This window comes from Gemmiger gallinarum (genome assembly GCF_014982805.1).
Taxonomy (GTDB): Bacteria; Bacillota; Clostridia; order Oscillospirales; family Ruminococcaceae; genus Gemmiger; species Gemmiger gallinarum.
Genome location: NZ_JADCKC010000003.1, coordinates 232,852 through 256,936, shown reverse-complemented (window position 1 = coordinate 256,936; position 24,085 = coordinate 232,852). Strand labels below are relative to the sequence as shown.

The following is a 24,085-nucleotide window of genomic DNA, read 5'->3' as shown; positions in this document are numbered from 1 at the left end:
CCCGTGGACTGTAAACCGGATGGAGAGGTACCAATTTTATGAAAGAATTTTCCGTTGGCCGTCAGCCTGCCGTGCGCTTTGTCATGCGTCTGGTGCAGGGAGCGCTCATCGGCCTTGGGGCCGTGCTGCCCGGCATCTCGGGCGGTGTACTCTGCGTTATTTTTGGCATCTACAAGCCGGTGATGGAGCTGCTCTCCTGCCCGGTGCGCAACTTCAGAACCCATGTTCCCCGCTTGCTGCCGGTCATTCTCGGGGCGGCGGTGGGATTTCTGGGCATTGCCAATCTGTTGTCCTTTTTTCTGGAAACCTACCCTGACCAGTCGGTCTGCCTGTTTGTGGGACTTATCGCCGGAATGCTGCCCTCACTGTTCCGGGAAGCGGGAGAAAAAGGCCGCACCCGGGCATCCTATCTCTCCATGGCGGCGGCCTTTGTCATCGTGCTGGCACTGCTGGGAACCCTGAACGTCCTCTCGGTGCAGATCACACCGAATTTCGGGTGGTATCTGTTCTGCGGCTTCTGCGTGGCTCTCAGCGTTATTGCGCCGGGTATGAGCTTTTCCACGCTGCTCATGCCGCTGGGCCTTTACACGCCCTTTGTGGACGGATTGGGCCATCTGGATGCGGGCGTTCTGGTACCCGGCGCCCTGGGGGCCATCGTCACGGTGATCTGCCTGGCCAAGGGCATCGATTCGCTGTTTGCCCATCACTATTCCTGCGCATTTCATGCCATTGTAGGCATCGTGATCGCAGCGACCCTCATGATCGTGCCCTACGGCAGTTTTGCCGTTTCAGCAGGCGCGCTGGCCGCCAACCTGATTTGCCTGGCGGCGGGAATTGCGGCTGCCCTGGCACTGGACCGCTTCAACAGCCGTTTCCCGAAGGAAAACTGAATTTGCCGGCCTCCGCCTGTGCGGAGGCTTTTTTGTTGGACAACCGGCATAGTGATAATCGTTGTTCAGTGAAAGTTTACAGAGCAGGCGGGTAAAAAGCTGTTTTTACGCACGGGGATATGATATAATACCTTTAATCAGCCTTTGACGGCACAGCCCGAAGGCGAAGCAGCAAAAGAAAGGGGGACAGGCCCATGCCGAACAGGGAAGGCAGATATGGCGGATACCAACCAAGAGAAAAGCAAAACCGGCAGGTGAGAGCCCCCGGCAGCGGCGGCGTGCGCCGTGTTTCTCCGGGGCAGCGGCCGGTCGAGCCGCAGCCGGTACAGCGGCAGGCTCCGCGCAGCGGGGCAGGCGCGCGCCCATCGCCCGAAAAAAATAATGCTTACCGTGCACCCTATGCCCCTCCTGAGTGGGCAGCGGCTGACGGCTGGCAGCGTCCGCCGCAGCCTCAGCGCCCGGTTCAGACGCAGGCAGGGCAGGGAGATCCCGCCCGTCAGTCGGCGCGGTCGGCGGCCCGCAAGGCTCGCCAGAACCGGCGGGCCCGTCGCCGGCTGACGCTGATCGCCACCGGCGTGTGTATCCTGCTGGCATCGGGTGTTATCACGGTGCTGCTGCCAAACGGCAGTACGGAAACGGAAAATCCCGTCATTGAGGGAGATACCTCTCAGCTCACTACATCGGTTGTGGCGCCGCTGCCCTATGCGGAGGACTCCGGCAACGCCCTGACGGAAGCTCTGAACTGGGGTGACGTGGGCCCTGCCCGCCAGACGGAAAATTACACGTATACCGCTGCGCCGTCCGTGCCGAGCGCAGTGCCGGAGTTCGGCAAGGTGGACCTGAGCTGGTTTAACGATGCCGCTTTCCTGGGGGACTCGCTCACAGTGGGTTACACTGACTACGACATCGATGTGGGGGATGCACTGGTTTGTGCTTATGAGGGCGCATCGCCCAACGATATTGTCAACCGCACCACCATGACCAGCAGCGACCGCGGGGAAGAGATCCCTCTCGATGTTCTCTCACAGGCACAGCCCAAAAAGCTGTATGTACTGCTGGGAGCCAACAGCCTGGCCTATTCCACCAACAATGACGAAGGGTTCCTGAACTATTACGGCCGTATGCTTGACGAGCTCAAGACAGCACTGCCGGATACCACGATTTTTGTACAGTCGGTTTTGCCGGTACAGGCCGAGGTACAGGACGAAATGCCGGGTCTGACGCCGGATCGGGTCAACAGCATCAATGCTTCCCTGAGCTCTCTTGCTGCCGAAAAGGGTTGTCTTTACCTTGCCCTGAATGAAGTCTTTGTGGATGAGAGCGGCTCCCTGAAAGCCGACTATGCCCAGCCGGACGGTCTTCATCTTTCGGGGTCCGGATACGCTACCTGGGTGGAGTATCTGCGCACCCACGTACCCTACGACAAGGACAACCCCTACCAGCTGGGCAGCACCTACTATCTGAGCGATGAGATGAGGGAACTTCTTTCGGATCTGCCGTGAGAAGAGGATCAGCCAAAAAGGAACGTGAAAGCAATGCCGAATCAACCTCATGACGGGGAACAACAGAATAACCGCCAACAGCCCGGTACCGGGCCGCGCTATCAGCAGGGACCGCATTACCAGCAGGGCAGAGGTCCGTACTGGCAGCAGGGAACCCCTTACCGGGGCAACGGTTACGGCCAGAATCCCTACCGCCCCAACGCCTGGCGGCCCAGCCAGAATCCCGCCAGCTTCGGAAACAGTCTGCGCCGGGAGTTTACCCGGGATGGACATTTCAATTTTCCCTGGTGGGCCATTCTGATGGGCTTTGTGGTGTGGTTTCCGCTGGGCTTTATCTTTCTGGTGATCAATCAGGTCATGCGCCAGAGCCAGAACCAGCCCAACCGAAACCGGACCACATGGCAGAACCAGGCACAGGCCCGATACCAGGCGCCTCCCCGGACGCAGCAGCAGGCACAGCAGGGGGCTTCTGCCTACGACAATCCGGCACAGCAGCAAAGCGCAGCGCAGCCGGTCCAGTACAGCACAGCGGAAAAAAGCAAGGCGGACATCCTGTTTGTCGCCGGTATTGTGCTGATGGTCATTGGCGGTCTGGGCGGTGTGGCGGAATTGTTCGATTCCTTCTGGATTCTGACGGAAGCCCATGATATCCTCTGGTTTTTTGAGGAAATGTGGCCGCTGGCTATGTTCTTCCTGGGCGGTTTGGGGTTGTGCTACGGCGCCCAGCGGATGCGGACTTCCTGGATGAAGCGCCGCAAGATCGCCAACATTGTGGGCGACGCCGACCATATGTATGTGGAGGACATTGCCTCCTCCCTGGGCTGCAGTGAGGAGGAATGCCGCCAGCATCTGGAAAACTGCATCCTGAAAGGCGTGTTCGGGCCTGCTGCCTATATTGATATGCACAGCCGTGCGCTGATCGTGCGCGGCGTTCCGCCGGAGCCGCGGCAAAAGCCTCAGCCCCAGGAAAAGCCGGATGCTGCCGACAAAGACAGTAACGAAGATAAGCAGCCCAACGGCAATGAAAAGTATGAGAATATTCTGAGGGAACTGCGCCGGGTCAATGACGCCATCCCCGATGAGGAGATGAGCGACAAGATCAGTCGCCTGGAAGCGGTGTCGGCCAAGATCTTTGCGCAGATTCGGGAAAACCCCGAAAAGCTGCCCCAGATGCGCAAGTTTATGGACTACTACCTGCCCACCTCCCTCAAGCTGCTGGATACTTACGCAGAGCTGGAAGCCCAGGGAATTGAAGGTACCAACATCCGGGAATCCAAGCGCCGGATCGAGCAGTCCATGGATACGTTGGTGGTAGCCTTTGAAAACCAGCTGGACAAGCTTTTTCAGGACGATGCGCTGGATGTCTCGGCGGACATCGACGTGATGGAACAGATGCTTTCTGCCGACGGGCTTACCGGCAACAGCGATCCCTTTGGCCTGGGGGTTCAGCCTCCGCAGGCTCCCCAGCCGCCGAAGTTGTAATAAAAAGAATTATGGGAACGGGGCGTGCCCGGCCATTGGCCGGACGCGCCCCGTTTTGTATGCAGGCACAGAAAAACGCTGCGGGAGCGGCGGCACAAACCACAGCTCCCGCAGCGTGCGGGGGTATGAGTAAGTAAAAGGAAAACCGAGATCAGCCCTGCACCGTGGCGGCAACGGCATCAGCCAGAGCGGCCAGGTCGGCGTCCTGAGCCGGAGTCAGAGCGCCGCGCAGAGTAACGCGGGTATCCAGCAGAGTGCAGTTCTTGAGCTCGCCCACCCGCTCGGCCATCAGCTTGCCGGACATGGGAGCCCAGCTGCCGTTCTCGATGAGAGCGAAGGTGCGGTTCTGCAGAGAGAGAGCCTTCAGGTCCTCCAGCAGAGCGTTCATGGGCAGGTAGAGACCGCCGTTGTAAGTGGGGGCAGCCAGCACGATGGTGGAGGCGCGGAAGCACTCCGCCACAGCCTCGCTGGTATCCGTCACGGACAGGTCATGGACGGCGATGTTCTTGACGCCGCGGTCGGCCAGCAGACCGGCCAGGGCGGAAGCGGCACCGGCAGTGTTGCCGTACATGCTGCCGTACAGGACGACAACGCCCTGATCTTCCGGCTGCCAGCGGCTCCACAGGTCATACTTGCCCAGGAACCAGCCCAGATTTTCGCGCCAGATGGGACCATGCAGCGGAGCAATGACCTGAATGGGCAGACCGGCGGCCTTTTTCAGGACAGCCTGGACCTGGGTGCCGTACTTGCCCACAATGTTGGCGTAGTAGCGGCGGGCGTCGTCCAGCCAGTCACGGGCAAAATCCACCTCGTCCGCAAAGATGTTGCCGTTCAGGGCGCCGAAGGTGCCGAAGGCGTCGGCAGAGAACAGCACGTTGGTGGTCTTGTCGAAGGTCAGCATAACTTCCGGCCAGTGAACCATGGGAGCCATAACGAAGGTCAGCTCATGGCTGCCCAGGGACAGCACATCGCCTTCCTTGACCAGCAGGGCGGCGTCGATCTTTTCTGCCGCAGCGGGGAAGTAGTTCTTCAGCATGGGCACGGTCTTGGCGTTGCAGACGATCTGTGCCTGGGGCCAGCGGAGCAGCACCTCCGCGATGGTGGCGGCATGGTCGGGCTCCATATGGTTGATGATGAGGTAATCCAGCCCGCGGCCGTTGAGGGCATGGGCGGTGTTTTCCAGATACTGTGCGCTGACCGAAGAATCGGCAGTGTCCAGCAGCGCGGTTTTCTCGTCAACGATCAGGTACGAGTTGTAGGAAACGCCGCGGGAAATGGGGAACAGATTCTCAAACTTGGCCAGACGGCGGTCGCTTGCGCCGACATACCAGGTATCGGCCGCAATCAGATGGGTGCAGTGCATATGCGTTGAAACCTCCCTGTAGATATGGCGGGGCGGCACACTAAAAAACGCGGTGCGCCCGCCCCGCAGATCATTGTATCCAGTATAGAATGTTGTACATCGAAGTGCTGTTGCTGCCGCAACAAACGGCAGCACGACACGCTCCGCCCACAGTATAGCACAAACGCCCCACGGGGTAAAGGCAAAACACAATCAAAAATCCCCTGTTTTCGCGGCAAAACGCCGGAAAACAGGGGATTTTCCGTTTGGGATCATTCCCGCTCAAGCATGGCGTGAGGTTGCTTGGCGTGAGGCGTGAGGACCTCGGGATGACGGGCCAGTGCAGCCGAGACGGCAGTTGCCGCGCGGTCGATGACCAGCGCCAGCACAATGCCGCAGACCACATCAATGACCGAGTGCTGCTTCAGCAGCATGGTGGACAAGACAATGGAAACATCCAGCAGGCGCGCACTCCAGCGGACGAAGTGGTACTTGCGCTTGGAAAGCAGCGTGGTACGCTGGAAAGCCAAATCCAGCGTCAGCGAGTTGAAAACGTGGATAGACGGGCAGACGTTGGTAGAGGTATCGGCGCTCCACAGGCCGCGCACCAGCACGGTGAAGATATCGTTGCCCTCAATGGAAGCAGGCCGCAGGGCAACACCGTTGGGGATCACTGCGCAGAACATCAGCGACAGGGTCATACCGGCAAACAGCGGCAGGCACAGGCGCCAGAATTCCTTTTTGGGGGCAAACCACAGCAGCCAGAACAGCGTGCAGACGATCCAGACAAACCACAGGTAGTAGGGGATGATGGCGTATTTGACAAAGGGAATCATATCATCCAGTGCACAGTGGAGGATCACGGTGGGCACAATGCTGCGCTCCAGCAGGGTAAAAAACGATAAGTAAAAGACCAGATACAGCGCCATGAACTGAATCGGATGGCGCTTACACCAGGTAACCATAATACAGCTCCTTTTTTTATTGCCGGAGGCAAGGGCGCCTCCGGATTCATCTATTATACAGCATCGTTCCAAAGGAGTGTAGTACTAAAACCTACAAGATATTTTGCACGACCAGGTGTGAATCTGTGCTTCTGCCCGAAAGATTGTGCATTTTTTGGCCGATAAAACGAAATTTCTGCCTCCTTGGAACGTCTATTCATCCATACGAGACAGGCGCTGTGGATTTTGCACAAAGTCAGAATTTTTTTCAGAAAACTGGAAATTTTACATCTGCTGCGGGAAAAACGGGAGCCAGCCGCCGCCCGGGCCGACAGAACAACACAGACAAACCGCGCCCGGGCGGCGGCGTGGTGCCGCTCACCCGGGCGCGGGAATCATCAGATGCTTTCGTGCATGGTGGTGTGTTCGTGGTGCAGGCGCTCGCACTGGTAGTTGAGAGCGGCTGCAATGAACCCTTTGAACAGGGGATGAGCATGGTTGGGGCGGCTCTTGAACTCAGGATGGAACTGTACGCCGATGTGGAACTCACGGTCAGGCAGTTCCACAGCTTCCACCAGACGGCCGTCGGGGCTGGTACCGGCGATGACCAGGCCTTTCTGCTGCATCTCCTCGCGGAAGTCGTTGTTGAACTCGTAGCGATGGCGATGGCGCTCGTCAATCTCGGTCTTGCCGTAGCAGGCAGCCATATGGGTGCTGGGGGTGATGGTGCAGGGATATTTGCCCAGGCGCATGGTGCCGCCCTTGGGAATGTTGCCCTGCTGGTCGGGCATGAGCGCAATGACATTGTGCTGGCCGTCGGGGGTGAACTCGCTGGAGTTGGCATCGGCGTAGCCCAGCACATCGCGGGCAAACTCCATGACCATGATCTGCATGCCCAGGCAGATGCCGAAACAGGGAATGCGGTTTTCGCGGGCGTAGCGGGCAGCCTGGATCATGCCCTCAATGCCGCGGTCGCCGAAACCACCGGGGATGATGATGCCGTCCACGTCGGCCAGCTCTTCGGAGCAGCGCTGCTGGTCCTGCAGATTCTCGCTGTCCACCCAGCGGATGTCCACCTTGGACTCGTTCTCAAAGCCTGCATGGTAGAGGCTCTCCATGACGCTGAGATAGGCGTCGTGGAGCTTGACGTACTTGCCCACCAGAGCGATGGTGCAGTTCTTGCTGCGGGTGGCGATGCGGGAAATCAGTTCCTTCCATTCGGTCAGATCGGACGGGGGAGTTTCCAGGTGCAGCTGACGGACGACCACATTGGTCAGACCGGCGGCGTCCAGCATGAGAGGGCACTCATAGAGGCTGGGCATGGTCAGGTTCTCAATGACGCAGTCGGGGCGCACATTGCAGAACATGCTGATTTTGCGCTTGATGTCGGCGCCCACGCTGCCGTCGGCGCGCAGCACGATGACGTTGGGGATGATGCCCATGCCCTGCAGTTCCTTGCAGGAATGCTGGGCAGGTTTGGATTTGTACTCGTCGGAGCCAGAAATGTAGGGGACCAGAACTACATGGATGTAGCAGCAGTTTTCCAGACCCTGCTCCAGACCCACCTGACGGATGGCCTCCAGGAAGGGCTGGCTCTCAATGTCGCCGGTGGTGCCGCCGATCTCGGTGATGACCACATCAGCCTCAGTGCTCTTGGCCAGATTGTAGATGTAGCTCTTGATCTCGTTGGTAATGTGGGGGATGATCTGGACGGTCTGCCCCAGATAGGCGCCCTGACGCTCCTTGTGCAGGACGTTCCAGTAGACTTTGCCGGTGGTCAGGTTGGAGTACTTGTTCAGGTTCTCGTCGATGAAGCGCTCGTAGTGACCCAGGTCCAGGTCGGTTTCGGTGCCGTCGTCGGTGACAAAGACCTCGCCGTGCTGCAGGGGGCTCATGGTGCCGGGATCGACGTTGATATAAGGGTCCAGCTTCTGAGAAGCCACTTTCAGCCCGCGGGTTTTGAGCAGACGGCCCAGACTGGCCGCTGTAATGCCCTTGCCCAGGCCGGAGACCACACCGCCGGTAACAAAGATATATTTGGTAGACATATACACATCCTCCACATCCATATCAATTATACCAATTTATCATTATAGATACGCTGTCCTGGAAAAATCAAGAATTCCAGGCGCGGTACAAGTAAATTTCCCACCCCTGTCCGCGGGACAGGGCAAATGGTATCCGCCGCAGCGGGATACCTTCAAAAGCCGATTCTCACAAAAACAGTATTGGTCCTGTGCGGACCGGCAATACGGCTGCCCCATGCCGTGCCGAAACACGGCACCGGGTCAAAGATCGTCATCCTCTTCATCCAGCAGGGCGGAGGCAACCTCGCCGCGGCTGGTGCGGGTATCCATAGCCCGCTTTTCAATGAGGCGGTGGGCTTCCGCCTCGGTCATGCCGCGCCTTTCGATCAGCATGCACTTGGCACGGTCCACCAGACGCAGCTGGGCGATCTTGTCGGTGAGGCGGGCGTTCTCTTCCAGCAGGGGAGCCAGACGGCGGCAGCAGCTGGAGGCCATTTGTACCGCTTGGCGAAACTGAGCGGAAGAGAACGGCTTTGCCAGGACCAGAACGCCGTTCTGCTGCAGATTGCCCGAGATCTGCTCCGCCGTGCCGGACTTGGCCAGCAGCAGCACCCCTGCATGAGAGCATTCCACCGCATAGGTGCCCAGCTCGTGACCGAATTCATCGGGCAGAGGGGTGTTGATAACCACGATCTCAAAATCTTTTTCCGCCAGCCGTCTGCGGGCCTCGCCGCCGCTGGCCACAATGACCGGGCGGGCATAGCCCAGCTCTGCGATGTGCCGCGCCAGATATTCGTTGGCGTTGACACCGGCAGACGCAATCAGAGCCAGAGGCATACGGGTCCCTCCTTTCGGCAAAGTTCACCGTCGCTGCCGACGGTGCAGAGGTTCAGATCGTGGGGAAGCAGTTCTCCCGTTCCCAGGCTTCGGGATCGGGGGCGCTTTCAAAATCCAGGCACAGGCGGGTCTGGTACTCAAAGTATTTGTTCAGCAGGGCCAGGGGCAGCTCGTTGGAGATGAAATCGCTGGATGCTGCCACGGTGATGGCCTCCCGCAGAGAGCGGGGGAGACTTTCCAGGCCCTCGGTGCTGGAATGCAAAAAGAGGTTCCGATTAATGGGAGCGGGCAGCGGCATCTTGTTCTGGATGCCGTCCAGACCGGCGGCCAGAATCAGGCCGATGGCCAGATGGGGGTTGCAGGAGGGATCGGGACTGCGCATCTCCATGCGGCAGAGCTCCCCGTGAGCAGAGGGCAGACGGACGAGCTGACTGCGGTTTTGTCGGCTCCAGCTGATGTACTGGGGGGCCTCACAGCTGCCGAAGCGGGCATAACTGTTGGGCAGCGGATTGCAGAAGGCAGTCAGTTCCCGGGCGTGGGCCAGAATCCCGGCAATAAAATGTCCGGGCTCGCTGTCGGGGGCAATGTCGCCCTCAAACAGATTCTTGCCGTCCCGCTTGAGGGAGATGTTGACATGCAAACCGCTGCCTGCCTGGTCCCGCAGAGGTTTGGGCATAAAGCTGGCGAACAGCCCGTTGCGTCCCGCAATGGCCTTGACGGTGCTCTTGAAGGTGTTCAGATTGTCAGCCGAGCGCAGGGCCGGAGCATAGAGAAAATCCACCTCGTTCTGACCATGGCCGCTCTCATGGTGGCTGTGCTGAGGCCTGAGGCCCAGGTCCTCCATGGCAAAGCAGATTTCCCTGCGGATGTTTTCCCCCTTGTCCAGCGGGGCAATGTCAAAGTAGCCGCCGTGGTCCAGGGGAATCTTGGTGGGGTTGCCGTGATCGTCGGTCTCAAAGAGATAGAACTCACACTCACAGCCCACATTGCAGATCAGACCCATGGCCCGGGCGCGGCGTACCACCGACTGTAAGTATCCCCGGCAGTTGCCCTCAAAGGGCTTGCCGTCGGGCAGGGTAATGTCGCAGTACATGCGCATGACGCGGCCTTCGGCGGGGCGCCAGGGCAGGATACAGACGGTATCCGGGTCGGGCCACAGCACAAGGTCGCTCTCCTCGGTATTCATGAAGCCTGCGATGGAACTTCCGTCGAAACAGACGCCGTGCTCAAACGCACCGGGAAGTTCGCTGGCAAACAGCGAGATGTTTTTCTGATTGCCGAAAATATCGCAAAAGGCCAGCCGGACAAACTTGACATCGTTGTCCTCCACAAAGTTCAGGATATCCTGTGCAGTCCGTTTCATGGTGAACCTCCATGGATAGCAGGCGCCGGGACGGGGACGCGCTGCCGGTAGTAGCCCAAAACTCGAAAGGCCCGCGATGGCGGGCCCTCCGAGCTGGTGTAAGAAATAGGAAAAGGAGAATGGCTGTTTTGTGGTCTGCGCAGCGCCCGGTTACCAGGCGGCGAGGAAACCGATCACTCGGTGTAGTAGAGCAGGCGGCTGTAGCAGGGCAGCGGCCAGTAATCCTCGCGGCAGATCTCCTCGGCGGCGTCGGCGCTTGCACGCAGCTTTTCCATCGCCGGGATGACAACGTCGTGGTAGGCGTGGGCCTTGGCGGTTTCATCCGTCATGGCGGAAACCTCATCCGCGACCTTCTGAAGTTCGTCCACACCGTCGGACATTTCGTCGGCGTACTGGGACAGTTTGGTCAGCAGCTTCTGCTCGGCACGGGTGGAAAGGGACTCGTTCACAGCCATCTTGGTGGCCGCGGTGCCGGCAACGTCGTCCATGTAAGCGGTGACGGCGGGAATCAGCTGCTTGTTGGCAATCTTGAGCATGGTGCGGGCCTCGATGTTGAGAACCTTGGAGTAATGCTCCATCTCAACCTCGTAGCGGCTCAGCATTTCGGTGCGGGTCAGGACGCCGAACTCTTCCATGAGCTTGATGTTCTTGGGATCTTTCAGCGCGACCATGGCATCGGGAGTGCACTTGCGGTTGGGCAGGCCGCGGCGCTCTGCCTCGATCTCCCAGGCCTCGGAGTAACCGTTGCCGTTGAAAATGACGCGGCGGTGCTCATTGAGGGTCTTCTTGACCCAGGCTGCAGCGGCACATTCAAAGTCGGCAGCATCCTCGGTTTCGCTGCAGAAGTCACGCAGCTCCTTGGCGACAGCGGTGTTGAGGATAAAGTTTGCATCCGACAGGTTCTCGGTAGAGCCGGGCATGCGGAACTCGAACTTGTTGCCGGTAAAGGCAAAGGGAGAAGTCCGGTTGCGGTCGGTGGTGTCCTTGCTGAACTTGGGCAGGACATCGACGCCCAGATCCATCTTCATCTTGACGGGGCCTGCATAGGGGGAGTCGGAGCAGATGGCGTCGATGACGGCTTCCAGCTCCTCGCCCACGAAGATGGAGATGATGGCCGGCGGAGCCTCGTTGGCGCCCAGACGGTGATCGTTGCCCGGGGTGGCAACAGAGGTGCGCAGCAGGTCGGCGTACTCGTCAACAGCTTTGATGACGGCGGACAGGAACACCATAAACTGCAGGTTCTGCATGGGGGTATCGCCGGGATCGAGAAGGTTCTCGCCATCGGTGCTCAGGGACCAGTTGTTGTGCTTGCCGCTGCCGTTGACGCCCTCAAAAGGCTTCTCGTGCAGCAGGCAGACCAGACCATGGCGGGCGGCGATTTTTTTCATCAGTTCCATCGTCAGCAGGTTGTGATCGATGGCAACGTTGGCGGTATCAAAGATAGGAGCAAGCTCATGCTGGCTGGGGGCGACCTCATTGTGCTTGGTCTTGGCAGGGATACCCAGCTTCCACAGCTCTTCGTCCAGCTCTTTCATGAAATCGGAGACCACAGGACGAATGACGCCGAAGTAGTGCTCCTCCAGCTCCTGACCCTTGGAAGGCGCGGAGCCGAACAGAGTGCGGCCGGTCAGGACAATGTCCAGGCGCTTCTCATAGTCTTCCTTGCGGATGAGGAAATATTCCTGCTCAGGACCGACGGTGGTGTGGACCTGGTCCACGTCCTTGCCGAAGAGATGCAGCACGCGGCGGGCCTGATCGGAGATGGCCTTCATGGAGCGCAGCAGAGGAGTCTTTTTGTCCAGAGCTTCGCCGGTGTAAGAGCAGAACGCAGTGGGGATGCACAGCACGTCATCCTTGACGAAGGCGTAGCTGGTGGGGTCCCATGCGGTGTAGCCGCGGGCCTCAGCGGTGGCGCGCAGGCCGCCGGAGGGGAAGGAGGAAGCATCCGGCTCGCCCTTGATGAGCTCCTTGCCGGAGAACTCCATGATGGCAGTGCCATCATGCTGAGGGGCAACAAAGCCGTCATGCTTTTCACTGGTGATACCGGTCAGAGGCTGGAACCAGTGGGTGTAGTGGGTGGCACCCAGCTCAATCGCCCAGCGCTTCATGACGCTGGCGACGACGTTGGCCACATCCAGGTCAAGGGGCTGGCCCTTTTCGATGGTTGCTTTCAGGCTCTTATAGGTCGAACTGGGCAGACGCTCGCGCATTTCATGCTCGTTGAAGACTTTGCTGCCGTAGAGTTCCATAACGGTTGCTGCCATACTTCATACTCCTTTACTGCTCGAAACTAACAAAGGCGCTGCGAAGCTTACGTTCGCAGCGCCCTTGCTGTTTATGTGATAATTATATCGGGCGCGGGGATAAAACGCAATAGGCGCTTTGACAAAATACAAAGGTTTGAAAACGGTAAAAATTGGAGCTTTTCCATAGTTTGCGGCTTTTTGGAGGGCAAAACCACCCGCTTATACCACCTGGAAGAGGTAGAACTTCAAATAATCCGTCTCGGGGACTTCCCACAGGATGGGATGGTCCGGGGCCTGCTGGCGGGCCTCGATCTGCCGCAGGGAGCGGCCGGTGTCCCGGGCGGCGGCATGCAGCATCTTCACAAACTCGGGGGCGGGGGCAAAGTGGCTGCAGCTGGCGGTGGCCAGATAGCCGCCCCGGGGCAGAAGGCGCATGGCCCGGAGGTTGATCTCCTTGTAGCCGCGCATGGCGCTGGCCGCCGTAGACCGGGATTTGGTAAAGGCCGGCGGGTCCAGAATGATAAAATCGTAGGGGTGGCCTTCACTTTCCAGCCGGGGCAGCAGCTCAAACACGTCGGAACAGACAAAGTCCATCCGGTCATCCAGCCCGTTTCTCACAGCATTGCGGCGGGCCATTTCAATGGCCGAGGCGCTCACATCCACCGCCGTGACGTGTTTGGCACCGCCCTTTGCCGCGTTGAGGGCAAAGCTGCCGGTGTGGGTGAAGCAGTCCAGTACGGTGCGTCCGGCGGCCAGATGGGCCACTGCCCGGCGGTTGTACTTCTGGTCCAGGAAGAAGCCGGTTTTCTGACCGTTCTCCACATCCACGGCATAGTAGACGCCGTTTTCGCAGATTTCTGTGACGGGGCTTTGGGGCAGAGGCTCGCCGGGCAGGGGATACCATCCCTTGCCCCGGGGCAGGCCCTCCTTGTCCCGCAGGGCCAGGTCGTTGCGCTCAAAGATGCCGTCAATGTGCTGGCCGTCGGCCCGCAGCACATCGGCAAGCATGGGCAGGATCAGGTCCTTGCGCACCTCAATGCCCACACTGGTGATCTGGGTGACCAGCAGGGGACCGAACCGGTCCACGGTCAGCCCGGGCAGGGAGTCTGCCTCCCCAAAGACAAAGCGGCAGCACTGGCAGTCGGTTTCACCCAGCACCTGCTTGCGGTAGGCCCAGGCATATTCCAGCCGGCGGCGCCAGAAGGCCTGGTCAAAGCGGTCGTTGGCATTGCGGCTGATGACCCGCAGCCGGATACGGCTGGCAGGGCTGTACATAGCGGTACCCAGATAGCTGCCCCGGGGGCTGAGAACATCGGCCAGGCCGCCGGGGGCGGGCAGGATGTCGGGAGCCTGGGTGATCTCGTTGTCGTACACCCAGGGATGCCCGGCGGCCAACGTGGCCGTTGCTTTTTTGGATACGGTGAAGGCAGGCCATTCACGCTCGGTTTTCATCGGCAGTCGTCCTTTTCTTATTCTTAAAATCAATCGGTATCAGTATACCGTTTTGCTGCCCAATACGCAAGACAGCGGCAAAAAGTCAGACCCATTCCCCGCAAAGCAGCACCGGCGTGCTATAATAAAGGAAACCGACAGTCAGGAACGGCGCGGCTGCCCACGGCGAAAGGAGAGCCTTATGGAAATTGAACGCAAATGGATGGTAACAGACTGGCCGAAGGGCCTTCCCCTTACAGAGGAATACCAAATGGACCAGGGATACATCAGTGTCCGACCCACAGTGCGCATCCGCAGGGAGGCGCTGACCGGCGGCCAGACCAGATACGTGCTCTGCTTCAAGGGAGAAGGCACCCTTTCCCGGGAGGAGATCGAAACCGACATCTCCCCCGACCTGTTTGAAAAGCTCAGGCATCTCATCGGCAAACCGCTGATCGCCAAGCTGCGGCGCAGCTATGCCCTGCCCGGCGGGCTGACGCTGGAGGTCAACGAGGTGGATTCGGGCCTGCCCGGCGCCTTTTTCTATGCCGAGATCGAGTACCCCACCGAGGAAGCGGCGCTTTCCTGGCGGCCGGATACCCCCATGCTGCAGGCCTATCTCTCCGATGAAGTTACGGGAAAATCGGGGGCAAGCATGGGAGAATACTGGAACCAGACCAGAAAATGAGCTTAAGCAACAAAATAAAATGCAAAATGTGAAAATATTATAGAAAATATGTGAAAAGAGTGATACAATTTCCTTGTATCCCGTATGCAGCCGCTGCACTGTATGGCAAGGCAGGCAAGGATAAAAAGGAGTGGATCACATGAAACGGATTTTTCTGCGCACCGCAGCCGGAACCCTGACCGCTGCGCTGCTGCTCTCCATGCAGGGCTGCATGCCCATGTCTCCCCAGCAGACAGCCGAGCGCGTGGCAGCCAATATGTCGGAAACCCCCTGCACAGCGGCTTCTGTCACAGGTCAGATGGAACTTTCCATCGGGATGGGCGGCATGGAGGTGGACACCACGGTGTCTGTGGAAGAGTCGCTGGTGTATTCTCCCGACCCCATGCAGGGCTACATGAATCTGGAAATGAGCTATGAACTCATGGGAATCCGGGTACCCATGACGCTGGAAAGCTACCTCCTGGAGGAGGATGGCAAAATGGTGCAGTACCTTCACAGCGACGATATCTGGATGTGCGCCGACGCCGACACTTCCATGGTACAGGCAGGCACGGCGGTGCAGTTTGACGATCCGGAAAACCTGACCTTTGACAAGGAAGTGGAGGAGCTGGACGGGACCCCGGCAATATGCCTGGTGGGAACACTGTCCGGGGATACCCTGAGCCCGATTCTGGACGGTATGCTGGGGGAACTGGCCGGCTCGCAGGAGCAGGAGGATACGCTTCAGGAGCAGGCGGATCTCTCCGGTGTGAGTGCTGACGTGCGGATGTATGTGAATAAGGAGACCTATCTGCCCATTCGGACGGAATATTCCGTTGTAGGGCTGGATGCTGTGATGAACAGTATGCTGGAAGGCTCCGGCATGAGCTATACCGTCAGCAACTTTACCATGACCTGTGATTATACCTCCTATGAACCCCAGGAGATCCCCGCTTTGCCGCCGCAGGCCCATGTGGCTGCCGAGCAGGCTGCACGCCTGGCCGAGGGCAACCCGGATAACGGCAACGGCATCTATACCATCCGGGAAGGCAATTATTATATGGATATTGCCACACCGGAAGGCTATGAAGTCTCCGGCATGAACTACGATATGGTGACGTTCTACAGTGAGGAGCTGGACCGCACCGTCCAATATCAGATGTATACCACCATTGACCAGAACGACTTTGGCCTGATCGACGGATATTATACCGAACTCATGGAGAACCACCCCGACCAGTACCCCTATGACAACTACTATGAGTCGGATACCCTGCTCTACAGCATCATGTGGATCGAGTATGAGGAGAACGACCTCCGGGCGGCCAACTACTTTGCCTGGGCCTATCTGGAGGATCAGGTCACCGCGCAGGCGGTGAACTATCCGTGGATCGTCGTTCGCATTCAGGACGGCGGCGCGGAGAAGGACGGCAGCGGCAGCTGGGAGGAAATTTGCGCCCTGCTGGACTATGTCATGCCCTATGACCTGGCCCACCTGGACGGCGGTTCCGGCACTCAGGCGGTCTGAACGGAGAACGGGTATCACACCAATCCTAAAACCAAACAAGCACCGCCCCGCGGGAATTCATTTCCCTGTGGGGCGGTGCTTTTATGATGGAGAAGAGGTTCTGGTGGAAACTGTGGAAAATCTTCGGCATCAAAAAACGGGCAGATCCGAAGATCCGCCCGGCTTGGAGTTACTTGCTTTCCTCGACTTTGTAGTTGAAGCCGTACTCCTCCTGCAGCTTTTTGACCGCAGGCTCGCAGTCCTCAATGAAGGTGGGGGAATAGACCGACTGACCGTTGTGGGACTTCTTGTAGTCCTCCACAATGGCCATCAGCTTGTCCCAGCCCTCGTTGGCCTTCTCTGCGGGGACATCCTGGGGAAAATCAATGATGAATTCGCGATGTTTGGGGATGCGTGCTTTCATAAACGACACTCCTGAAGTATTGGTTTGTTTTTCTCTATGATATATGGGATCGCGGCCGGTGTCAAATGGAACGGCCGCGAAAGTTCCCACAAATCAGTCGGTAACGGGCAGGCTGGTCAAATCGATGCCGCCGTCGGCACAGTAATACACCGAGTAGGGCTGGGGGTCGTTGGTACTGTAACCGGTTTTGTCAAGATACAGCCAGAACTGAGGCATATCCGTCTTGACAAAGCGGGAGGAAAGTTCCGCAGGCATTGCCGCATACTGGGCATCGGTGGCCAGCAGCAAGCTGCCGGCTTCCAAGCCGGTGCCATCGTTATAGTAGGTGTAGTCACCGGGGTTATAGTTACCGGTGACCATACGGTAAACCTTGTTGGAATCGGCGGTACGCAGGACCTTGCGGTCATGATCGTCTGTCACCATGTAAACGATTTTTACATCGGGATAAGCCGCATTCAAGGCATTGGTTACGGTCTTGGCATAGGAAAAATCATAGCTTGGATGGGACACATACCCTGCGTCGCACAAAAAGGCGTTGACGACGCAAAGGGCCGTGACCAAAAACAGAACGGGAACATACAATCCGCCGGCCCGTTTGAGCCAGGGCAGGCAGAGAGGCAGCAGCAGAACCGAAGCAATCAACAGGAAAATCAGGTAGCGGCTTTCATATACCAGTTCGCCGTAAGCCAGGGAGGCACCAACCAGAATCAGCGTATCCACACCCACAATGCTCAGCAAAGCGGAAAACAACAATCCGCGCTCGTTCCCGGCGGCATGGCAGGCGGCGGAAGGTGCGTGGCTGATCCGCCACAGACAGAGCAGAGTGCCAGCCAGAATGACCATGGACACGACAAAAGCGATGCCGAATGCAATACCCTCGGAACTCAAAATCATGACGCCGCCGTCGGCAGGTAAAGCGTTGGTGAGCTTGAGATAACCCTGGATGACCTTGGAAAGGTTGGAAAGAAACTCAGTGTAGCTGTTCCAGGCAATGATGGAATCGCGGGAAGAAAAATGAACGACATTGCGCTGGACAAAATAACCGGCGCCAAAACCCAGCAGATTCAAGATGAGGAATACACTCCCGGAAGAGAGCAGCAGCCGCGGACGGTCGGCGGCAAAGGCGCGGACCACAAATCCCGCGATCACCGGCAGAAGAACCAGCAACAGCATAAATGTGCCGCTGGACATACCGATCCAGGCGCCCAACCCCATAGTGAACAACCAGGTGATCAGATGACCAAAACCGCGTTCTTTCCGGTACAGCTGCATCAGGCTGTACAGCAGATAGACCATGTACACGGCGCGCACCAGATAGTAGGCGCTTTGTACCAGCAGGCAGTTGGCATAACCCAGTACTTCGGTGTAGCTGTACGGGGTCAGAATCAAAAACAATGCCAGCAGACGCAGAGCAATGGTACATCCGGCCCGGCGGAGCAACTGCCAGATGCCGTATACAAACAAGATCAGCCAGATGATATTGCTGACGCCATATGACAAAAACGGATCACGGAACAGCGGCATGAGTGCCGCTGCAAGGGAAAGGGGCATATCCAGCAGCAGGGTAGTGGTATCGTTCCAGTTGGAAAGGGATAGGGAACCGGCTTTCCAGATCTCCAGAACTTTTACAATCTGGGTGGAGGAATCGCCGTCCAGATGGCTCTGCCACTGGGTCAGGTTACACCAGCACAAAAATCCCAACTGAAAGACAAACAAAACAGCCAGCAAAAGGGTCGCGGCAGTGGCGGGGCGCTTCATGGCGGAAAGCTCAGTGCGCTCCGAAGCAAACCAGCGGCGCGGGTCAGGCTTGTGAGGCAAAAAGTCAGTTAACATGATAGGACACATCCTGATTATGGAATGAAAGTAGTCACCCGCCGAACACGCTGCGGGCATTGTTCGCAGTCAGACGCAGGACTTCACCGGCATCCATCTCCCACAGCGTCCCGATGAACGCTGCCACGTGAGCAATGTTGCGGCTGTCGTTGCGGCGGCCGCGCACCGGTTCCGGCGCCATGTAGGGGCAGTCGGTCTCCAGCACCACGGCGCTGCGGTCGATGGCTGCCAGCACCCGGGCCGCCCGCTTGGCCCCCTTGTAGGTCACCGCACCGCCAAAGCCCAGATGCATACCCTGGGCCACCAGCCAGGCCGCGTCTTCGGGGCTGCCGCTGTAGCAGTGCAGCACTCCTCGCGGACGGTATTTTTTCAGCAGCTCGTAGGTCTCGGCATGGGCCTCCCGGTCGTGGACCGAGACAGGCAAATCCAGTTCCGCCGCCAGCTGCAACTGCGCCTCAAACAGGTCGTACTGTTCCCGGGCAGGCAGCGGCCAGTGATGGTCCAGACCGATCTCACCCACCGCCACCACCTGCGGGTCGTCATATAGTTCCCGCATGGCAGCCAGCTCGGCCCGCCAGTCCCCGCCGTAGACGGCCACGGTGGGGGCATCTTCCTCCCCCAGGCTTTCGGGGTGGATGCCCAGGGCGGCGTGCACGAAAGGATACTTCCGGGCCAGGTCCAGCACCGAGGGCGCGTCCCCCGAGTGGGTGGCGCATTCCAGCACCCCCACCACTCCGGCCTGGGGCAGGGATTGCAGCAGGGCGTCCCGGTCGGCATCAAACTGCCGGGAACTGTAATGGGCATGGGTATCGTAGATCTCGTTCATAGAGGTTCCTCAAGTGGTTTGGGAGGGGGCAGTGCGGCGGTTGACCAGGCAGATGCCGGCGCAGACCAGCACCAGAGCGGCCAGATACCGCCAGTCCATCAGCGTTTCGCCGTTGAGCAGGGCGGACAGCAGCACCGTGATAACGGGAATCAACAGCCCGAACACCGCAATGCGGGATACCGGGTTGTTCTTCATGAGCAGCGCCCACAGCACATAACCGGCCCCCGAGATAAAGGCAAGGAACAGCAGCACCGGCAGCCCGGCGGCACTTTGGGGGGCAAGACGCCCGCCCATGGCAAAACCCGCGACGGCCAGTGCCAGCCCGCCCACACCCAGATTGATGCAGCAGACCGAAAAGCTGTCGGCCTTTTGGGTCACGGATTTGTTCCACGGCCCGGCGAAGGCAAAGATCACCGAGGCAGTGAGCATGGCGATCATGCCCCAGGCACTGCCGCCGCCGTGGTCGCCCAGGGTGGCAACCAGCACGCCGCCGAAGCCCAGCACACAGCCCAGAGCCTTGCTGCGGGTCATTCGGTCGGCCTTGCCGTAGACAAAGTGAGCCAGAATCACGCCCAGAAAGCTCTGGGTGCTGTTGAGGATGCCGCCCATGGCGCCGGTGAGCGCCGCAGCGGCGGAATAGTAGAAGAAATATTGCAGGGCAGTCTGCCAGAGCCCCAGCCCGCAGCACTGGGCAAGAACCCGGCCTTTGGGCATGGGCAGGGGACGGCGGTTGAGGGCCAGCCCGCACAGCCAGACCAGCACCGCCGCCAGCATAAAGCGCACCCCCGCAAAGCAGAGGATGGACGCCGTGTCGGCGCTATCGATGGCAAACAGCCGGTATCCCATCTTGATGAACGGGAAAGCCGACCCCCACAGACAGTTGCAGACAATGGCCAGGATCACAGCCGCCGCAGGCGCAGCAAAGAGGGCGTCCAGACGGCTGGCCCCGGGATTGTGGTTGGTTTCAGTCAAGGCAGGACACTCCCGGATACGTCCGTCAGTGGATGCGGCTGCCGGCCTTGACGGAATCGGGATAGAAGGCGATGGCACAGCCGCCGTCCTCGGTGTCTGCGGCCACGATCATGCCCTCGCTGACGTACTTGCCCTTCATCATGGGACGGGGGGCCAGGTTGGCAACGATGCCTACCTTCTTGCCGATCAGATCCTCCGGCTTGAACCACTTGGCGATGCCGGACAGGATGCAGCGCTCCCGCTCGCCGTCAAAGACGGTGAGGTGCAGCAGTTTCTTGCTCTCCTTCATGGCCTCGCAGGCGCGGATCTCAGCCACGCGCAGCTCCACCTTGCAGAAGGTATCAAAGTCGATCTCGGCCTCGTGGTCGGTGATCTCGGCGGCGGGCTCAGACTGGGTAGCCTCCGCCTTGGCGGCAGCGGCTGCCTTGGCCTCGGCTTCCGCCTTGCGCTTGGCGTCCTCAGCCTCCAGATAGGCAATCTCCGCCTTGACATCAATGCGGGGGAACAGGGCCTCCCCCTTGTGGACGGTGTAGCTCTCTTTGTGGGAGGTGAGGGCGTCGAATTTGACTTCGTCGCCGGTCAGACCCAGCTGGGCAGCCATCTTGGGCGCCGTGTTGGGCAGGTAGCACTCCAGCAGAATGGTCACGCTGTGCAGGGCGCGGCAGAGGTTGTACAGAACGGTGTTCAGACGGGGCTTGTCCGCCTCGTTCTTGGCCAGCACCCAGGGGGCAGTCTCGTCGATGTACTTGTTGGCCCGCTGGACCACCTCAAAGATGGCGATGAGAGCCTGGGGTACATCCAGAGCCTCCATGGCGGCGTCCACTTTGGCGGGCAGGGCGGCCACCAGATCGTTGAGCTGGGTATCCAGTTCTTCGGTAAGGCCCTCGGCGGTCACGGTGCCGCCAAAGTATTTCTCGCACATGGCCACGGTGCGGGACAGCAGGTTGCCCAGATCGTTGGCCAGGTCGGTGTTGATGCGGTTGATGAGGGCCTCGTTGGTGAAGGAACCGTCGTTGCCGAAGGGCACTTCACGCAGCAGGAAGTAGCGCACCGCGTCCACGCCGTAGCGGTCGCAGAGCTTGACCGGGTCGATGACGTTGCCCTTGCTCTTGCTCATCTTGCCGCCGCCCAGCAGCAGCCAGCCATGGCCGAAGACCTTCTTGGGCAGAGGCAGATCCAGCGCCATGAGCATGGCAGGCCAGATGATGGTGTGGAAACGCAGGATCTCCTTGCCCACCATGTGGACATCGGCGGGCCAGTACTTGTCGTAGTCGTGGTAGGTGTCGTTGCCGTAGCCCAGGGCGGTGATATAGTTGGAGAGAGCGTCGATCCAGACATAGATGGTGTGCTTGGGATCGAAAGGCACCTGAATGCCCCAGGAAACGCTGGTACGGGAGACGCAGGTATCCTGCAGGCCCTGCTTGATGAAAGCAATCATCTCGTTCTTGCGGGTGGCAGGCTGGATGAAGTCGGGGTGATCCTCATACCACTGGAGCAGACGATCGGCGTACTTGCTGGTCTTGAAGAAGTAGGCTTCCTCCTCAGCCTCGTAGACGGGACCGCCGCAGTCGGGGCAGCAGCCGTCCTTCAGCTGGGCCTCGGTCCAGAAGCTCTCACAGGGCTTGCAGTACATGCCCTTGTAAGTGCTCTTGTAGATATCGCCCTTGTCGTGCAGGGCGGTGAAGATCTTCTGCACGCTCTTGACGTGGTAGTCGTCGGTGGTGCGGATGAAGCGGTCATAGCTGACATCCATGGTCTTCCACAGATCCTTGACGGTGGCCACGATCTCATCCACATACTGCTTGGGAGTCACGCCTTTGGCGGCGGCCTTGTCCTGGATCTTCTGGCCGTGCTCGTCGGTACCGGTCAAAAACATCACGTCATACCCTTGGGCACGCTTGTAGCGGGCGAGGGCGTCACAGGCAACGGTGGTGTAGCTGTGACCAATGTGCAGCTTATCGCTGGGGTAGTAGATCGGGGTGGTGATGTAAAACTTTTTGTTGTCCATCGTTTCAAATCCTTCCTAAAAAACATTTGCCCGGCGTCCGGGAAACTGCGCGCAGTGCGCGAGAATGTGCAAATCAGAGAACACGGCTCTCAGTCAAAGCCGATGGGCTGAACACCGCAGGCCAGCAGGGCGTTTTTGCACAGCACCTCAGTGCTGTCGATGAAAAAGCTGCCCAGCTTTTCGTCACGCTTGACCAGGCTGAGTTCGGTGCAGCCCAGCACGGCCATGTCGCAGCCCTGACGCTTCAGGTCGTCGGCCGCGGCATTGAACAGATTCATGTCGGCACGCTTGCCGTGCTTGATCTGGTCGTAGATGACTGCCATTACCCCGCGCTGGTGCTCGGGGGAGGGGACAGCGCACTCGACGCCGGCCTCGGCGCACATCAGCTGGTAGGTTTCCGCCAGCAGGGTGCCGTCAGTGGCAAGGATACCCAACTTTTTGCATCCGGCAGCCCTGGCCTCTGCTACGGTGAGGCGGGGCATATTGAGTACGGGGACCGGCAAAGCTGCGGCAAGACGGTCATAAAAATAGTGTGCGGTGTTGCAGGGAATGGCAAGCACGGTGGCACCATAGGCCACCAGACTTTTTCCGTCCTGTTCCATGACAAGGAAGGGGTCGTCCTTGCTCTTTCCCACGATAAATGCTGTGCGGTCCGGTGTCGATGCGCGGGAGGAGATCACAATATCAATGTGATCCTGGTCGCACGTGGCAGGGGTGTGATCGATCAGCATCTGGTATAGATAGCAGCTTGCAGCAGGGCCGAGCCCGCCCAGAATGCCGAGCACTGGATGTTTGCCCGGCTGTAGTATCGGCATGCGCACACCTCCCATTTTTGACTAATACCCTTATTATACGGCCCTCCGGTAAAATATGCAAGAAAAATGCCCACCGTGTGGCTTCGGTAGGCGGTAAAACCATTCGGATTGTTGGAGCCGGATTACACCCGAAGGCCGGAACAAAGGGGAGCGCCCGAGGAATTCTCTGCGCATGGCAGGGAAGGTGAGTTTGGATCTGGAGAAGAAAAAGCGGCAGTCAGACAGCAAATCAGAAAAAACGCAAAAAGACGGGGCACACATTTCTGTGCGCCCCGCCGGTCTTACATCTTCGGAGTCATAGCCTCATACCCGTGATTCACTATTTTTCGGACTGTTCACTCATTTTCATGAGCTACCTCTTCCAGATTAGATGTGGATCGAACCCATTTGATTTGCCGAAACTCTTATTTGGTAAAAACCTTTGGAATTTGCTTGTAATGGTTACCAGAAACTTTGCTGGAATCAGGCTGAGATTCAAGGGTCTCTGCCTATACAGTTCAGAAGATTTTACCGATCACCCTGTCGTTCGTTATTTGCCTGGGGGAAGAGAAGAGGAAAATCGTTTGTATTTGACCAGTTTGCTTTACCTGGAACTCTGTACCCTGCGGTGTCTTTGAAACTATCTCGGAACATCTGGGAGTGGCTCCGGCCTGAAACTTCAGGACACTTTGTCAACGTATTTTCAATCGTTCGTTACTTACCCTGCATCTGTGGAACCGGGAAGATCTGAGATTTCCTGCAATGGGTTTTGGGGATTTGATGCTGAGAGGAAGAACCTCTTTACTCTAGTACATTGGAGTAACTCCTTGTTCAGTTAGATGAAACTTTACGCTTTATCTTAAAGGTAAGATTTTGCTTTTCAGTTTGGCGGACTATCTGGATTTTCACCCTTCGTTCGTCTTCTCATCTATCTATATAAAGCTGTCTGATTTGACAGGCCCTGGGATTGCATTTTGATCATTTTCAGAA

The 24,085-nt window shown here is 58.5% G+C and carries 18 protein-coding genes; 5 read left to right on the top strand and 13 right to left on the bottom strand.

The window, feature by feature from the left end; all coding sequences use genetic code 11:
• The first annotated feature begins 38 nt into the window (after window positions 1–38).
• From INF35_RS10420 to INF35_RS10410, 3 genes are all read left to right on the top strand, one after another.
• Window positions 39–890 (top strand): DUF368 domain-containing protein, encoded by an 852-nt coding sequence (locus tag INF35_RS10420; RefSeq protein WP_193502227.1) that lies wholly within the window; start codon window positions 39–41, stop codon window positions 888–890.
• A 194-nt stretch (window positions 891–1,084) separates the two neighbouring features.
• Window positions 1,085–2,392 carry a GDSL-type esterase/lipase family protein gene (locus tag INF35_RS10415; RefSeq protein WP_193502225.1) on the top strand — a complete coding sequence of 436 codons (1,308 nt, stop codon included), beginning with the start codon at window positions 1,085–1,087 and terminating at the stop codon, window positions 2,390–2,392.
• A 33-nt stretch (window positions 2,393–2,425) separates the two neighbouring features.
• Window positions 2,426–3,874: a 5-bromo-4-chloroindolyl phosphate hydrolysis family protein gene (locus tag INF35_RS10410; protein ID WP_193502223.1), complete on the top strand. Its 1,449-nt coding sequence runs from the start codon at window positions 2,426–2,428 to the stop codon at window positions 3,872–3,874.
• Window positions 3,875–4,025: 151 nt separating this feature from the next.
• Here INF35_RS10410 and INF35_RS10405 read toward each other — a convergent pair whose 3' ends face one another.
• The 7 genes from INF35_RS10405 to INF35_RS10375 all read right to left on the bottom strand — a co-directional run bounded on the left by INF35_RS10405 (window position 4,026) and on the right by INF35_RS10375 (window position 14,085).
• Window positions 4,026–5,237, bottom strand: coding sequence for an FprA family A-type flavoprotein (locus INF35_RS10405; RefSeq protein ID WP_193502221.1), 1,212 nt, complete (start codon window positions 5,235–5,237; stop codon window positions 4,026–4,028).
• A gap of 251 nt (window positions 5,238–5,488) precedes the next feature.
• Window positions 5,489–6,181: a phosphatase PAP2 family protein gene (locus INF35_RS10400; protein ID WP_207728302.1), complete on the bottom strand. Its 693-nt coding sequence runs from the start codon at window positions 6,179–6,181 to the stop codon at window positions 5,489–5,491.
• A gap of 377 nt (window positions 6,182–6,558) precedes the next feature.
• The gene (locus INF35_RS10395; RefSeq protein WP_193502219.1) at window positions 6,559–8,208 is read right to left on the bottom strand and encodes a CTP synthase; all 1,650 of its coding nucleotides are present in this window, start codon (window positions 8,206–8,208) and stop codon (window positions 6,559–6,561) included.
• A 240-nt stretch (window positions 8,209–8,448) separates the two neighbouring features.
• A complete protein-coding gene (locus INF35_RS10390; protein ID WP_193502217.1) occupies window positions 8,449–9,024 on the bottom strand; it encodes an ANTAR domain-containing response regulator in 576 nt (191 codons plus the stop codon).
• Between the two features lie 52 nt (window positions 9,025–9,076).
• Window positions 9,077–10,387: a glutamine synthetase family protein gene (locus tag INF35_RS10385; protein WP_193502215.1), complete on the bottom strand. Its 1,311-nt coding sequence runs from the start codon at window positions 10,385–10,387 to the stop codon at window positions 9,077–9,079.
• 173 nt (window positions 10,388–10,560) lie between these two features.
• Entirely contained in the window at window positions 10,561–12,651 is a 2,091-nt protein-coding gene (locus INF35_RS10380) for a glutamine synthetase III family protein (RefSeq protein WP_193502213.1), read from the bottom strand.
• 201 nt (window positions 12,652–12,852) lie between these two features.
• A complete protein-coding gene (locus tag INF35_RS10375) occupies window positions 12,853–14,085 on the bottom strand; it encodes a class I SAM-dependent rRNA methyltransferase (protein ID WP_193502211.1) in 1,233 nt (410 codons plus the stop codon).
• Window positions 14,086–14,266: 181 nt separating this feature from the next.
• Between INF35_RS10375 and INF35_RS10370 the strand changes: the two genes are divergently transcribed.
• Together INF35_RS10370 and INF35_RS10365 are read left to right on the top strand one after the other, a co-directional pair.
• Window positions 14,267–14,752 (top strand): CYTH domain-containing protein, encoded by a 486-nt coding sequence (locus INF35_RS10370; RefSeq protein ID WP_193502209.1) that lies wholly within the window; start codon window positions 14,267–14,269, stop codon window positions 14,750–14,752.
• 139 nt (window positions 14,753–14,891) lie between these two features.
• Window positions 14,892–16,259, top strand: coding sequence for a DUF6612 family protein (locus tag INF35_RS10365; RefSeq protein WP_193502207.1), 1,368 nt, complete (start codon window positions 14,892–14,894; stop codon window positions 16,257–16,259).
• A gap of 169 nt (window positions 16,260–16,428) precedes the next feature.
• Here the strand turns inward: INF35_RS10365 and INF35_RS10360 are convergent, their stop codons facing one another.
• From INF35_RS10360 to cuyB, 6 genes are all read right to left on the bottom strand, one after another.
• Window positions 16,429–16,662, bottom strand: a complete 234-nt coding sequence (locus INF35_RS10360; RefSeq protein ID WP_193502205.1) for a methylenetetrahydrofolate dehydrogenase — start codon at window positions 16,660–16,662, stop codon at window positions 16,429–16,431.
• Window positions 16,663–16,755: 93 nt separating this feature from the next.
• Window positions 16,756–18,495 (bottom strand): hypothetical protein, encoded by a 1,740-nt coding sequence (locus INF35_RS10355; RefSeq protein ID WP_193502203.1) that lies wholly within the window; start codon window positions 18,493–18,495, stop codon window positions 16,756–16,758.
• Between the two features lie 34 nt (window positions 18,496–18,529).
• Window positions 18,530–19,321: a TatD family hydrolase gene (locus INF35_RS10350; RefSeq protein WP_193502201.1), complete on the bottom strand. Its 792-nt coding sequence runs from the start codon at window positions 19,319–19,321 to the stop codon at window positions 18,530–18,532.
• Window positions 19,322–19,330: 9 nt separating this feature from the next.
• Window positions 19,331–20,293, bottom strand: a complete 963-nt coding sequence (locus INF35_RS10345; RefSeq protein ID WP_193502198.1) for a DMT family transporter — start codon at window positions 20,291–20,293, stop codon at window positions 19,331–19,333.
• Between the two features lie 25 nt (window positions 20,294–20,318).
• Window positions 20,319–22,301 carry a methionine--tRNA ligase gene (metG, locus tag INF35_RS10340; RefSeq protein WP_193502196.1) on the bottom strand — a complete coding sequence of 661 codons (1,983 nt, stop codon included), beginning with the start codon at window positions 22,299–22,301 and terminating at the stop codon, window positions 20,319–20,321.
• An 89-nt stretch (window positions 22,302–22,390) separates the two neighbouring features.
• On the bottom strand, window positions 22,391–23,116 hold the full coding sequence (gene cuyB / locus INF35_RS10335) for a cysteate racemase (protein WP_207728301.1): 726 nt from the start codon (window positions 23,114–23,116) through the stop codon (window positions 22,391–22,393).
• Window positions 23,117–24,085 lie beyond the last annotated feature (969 nt).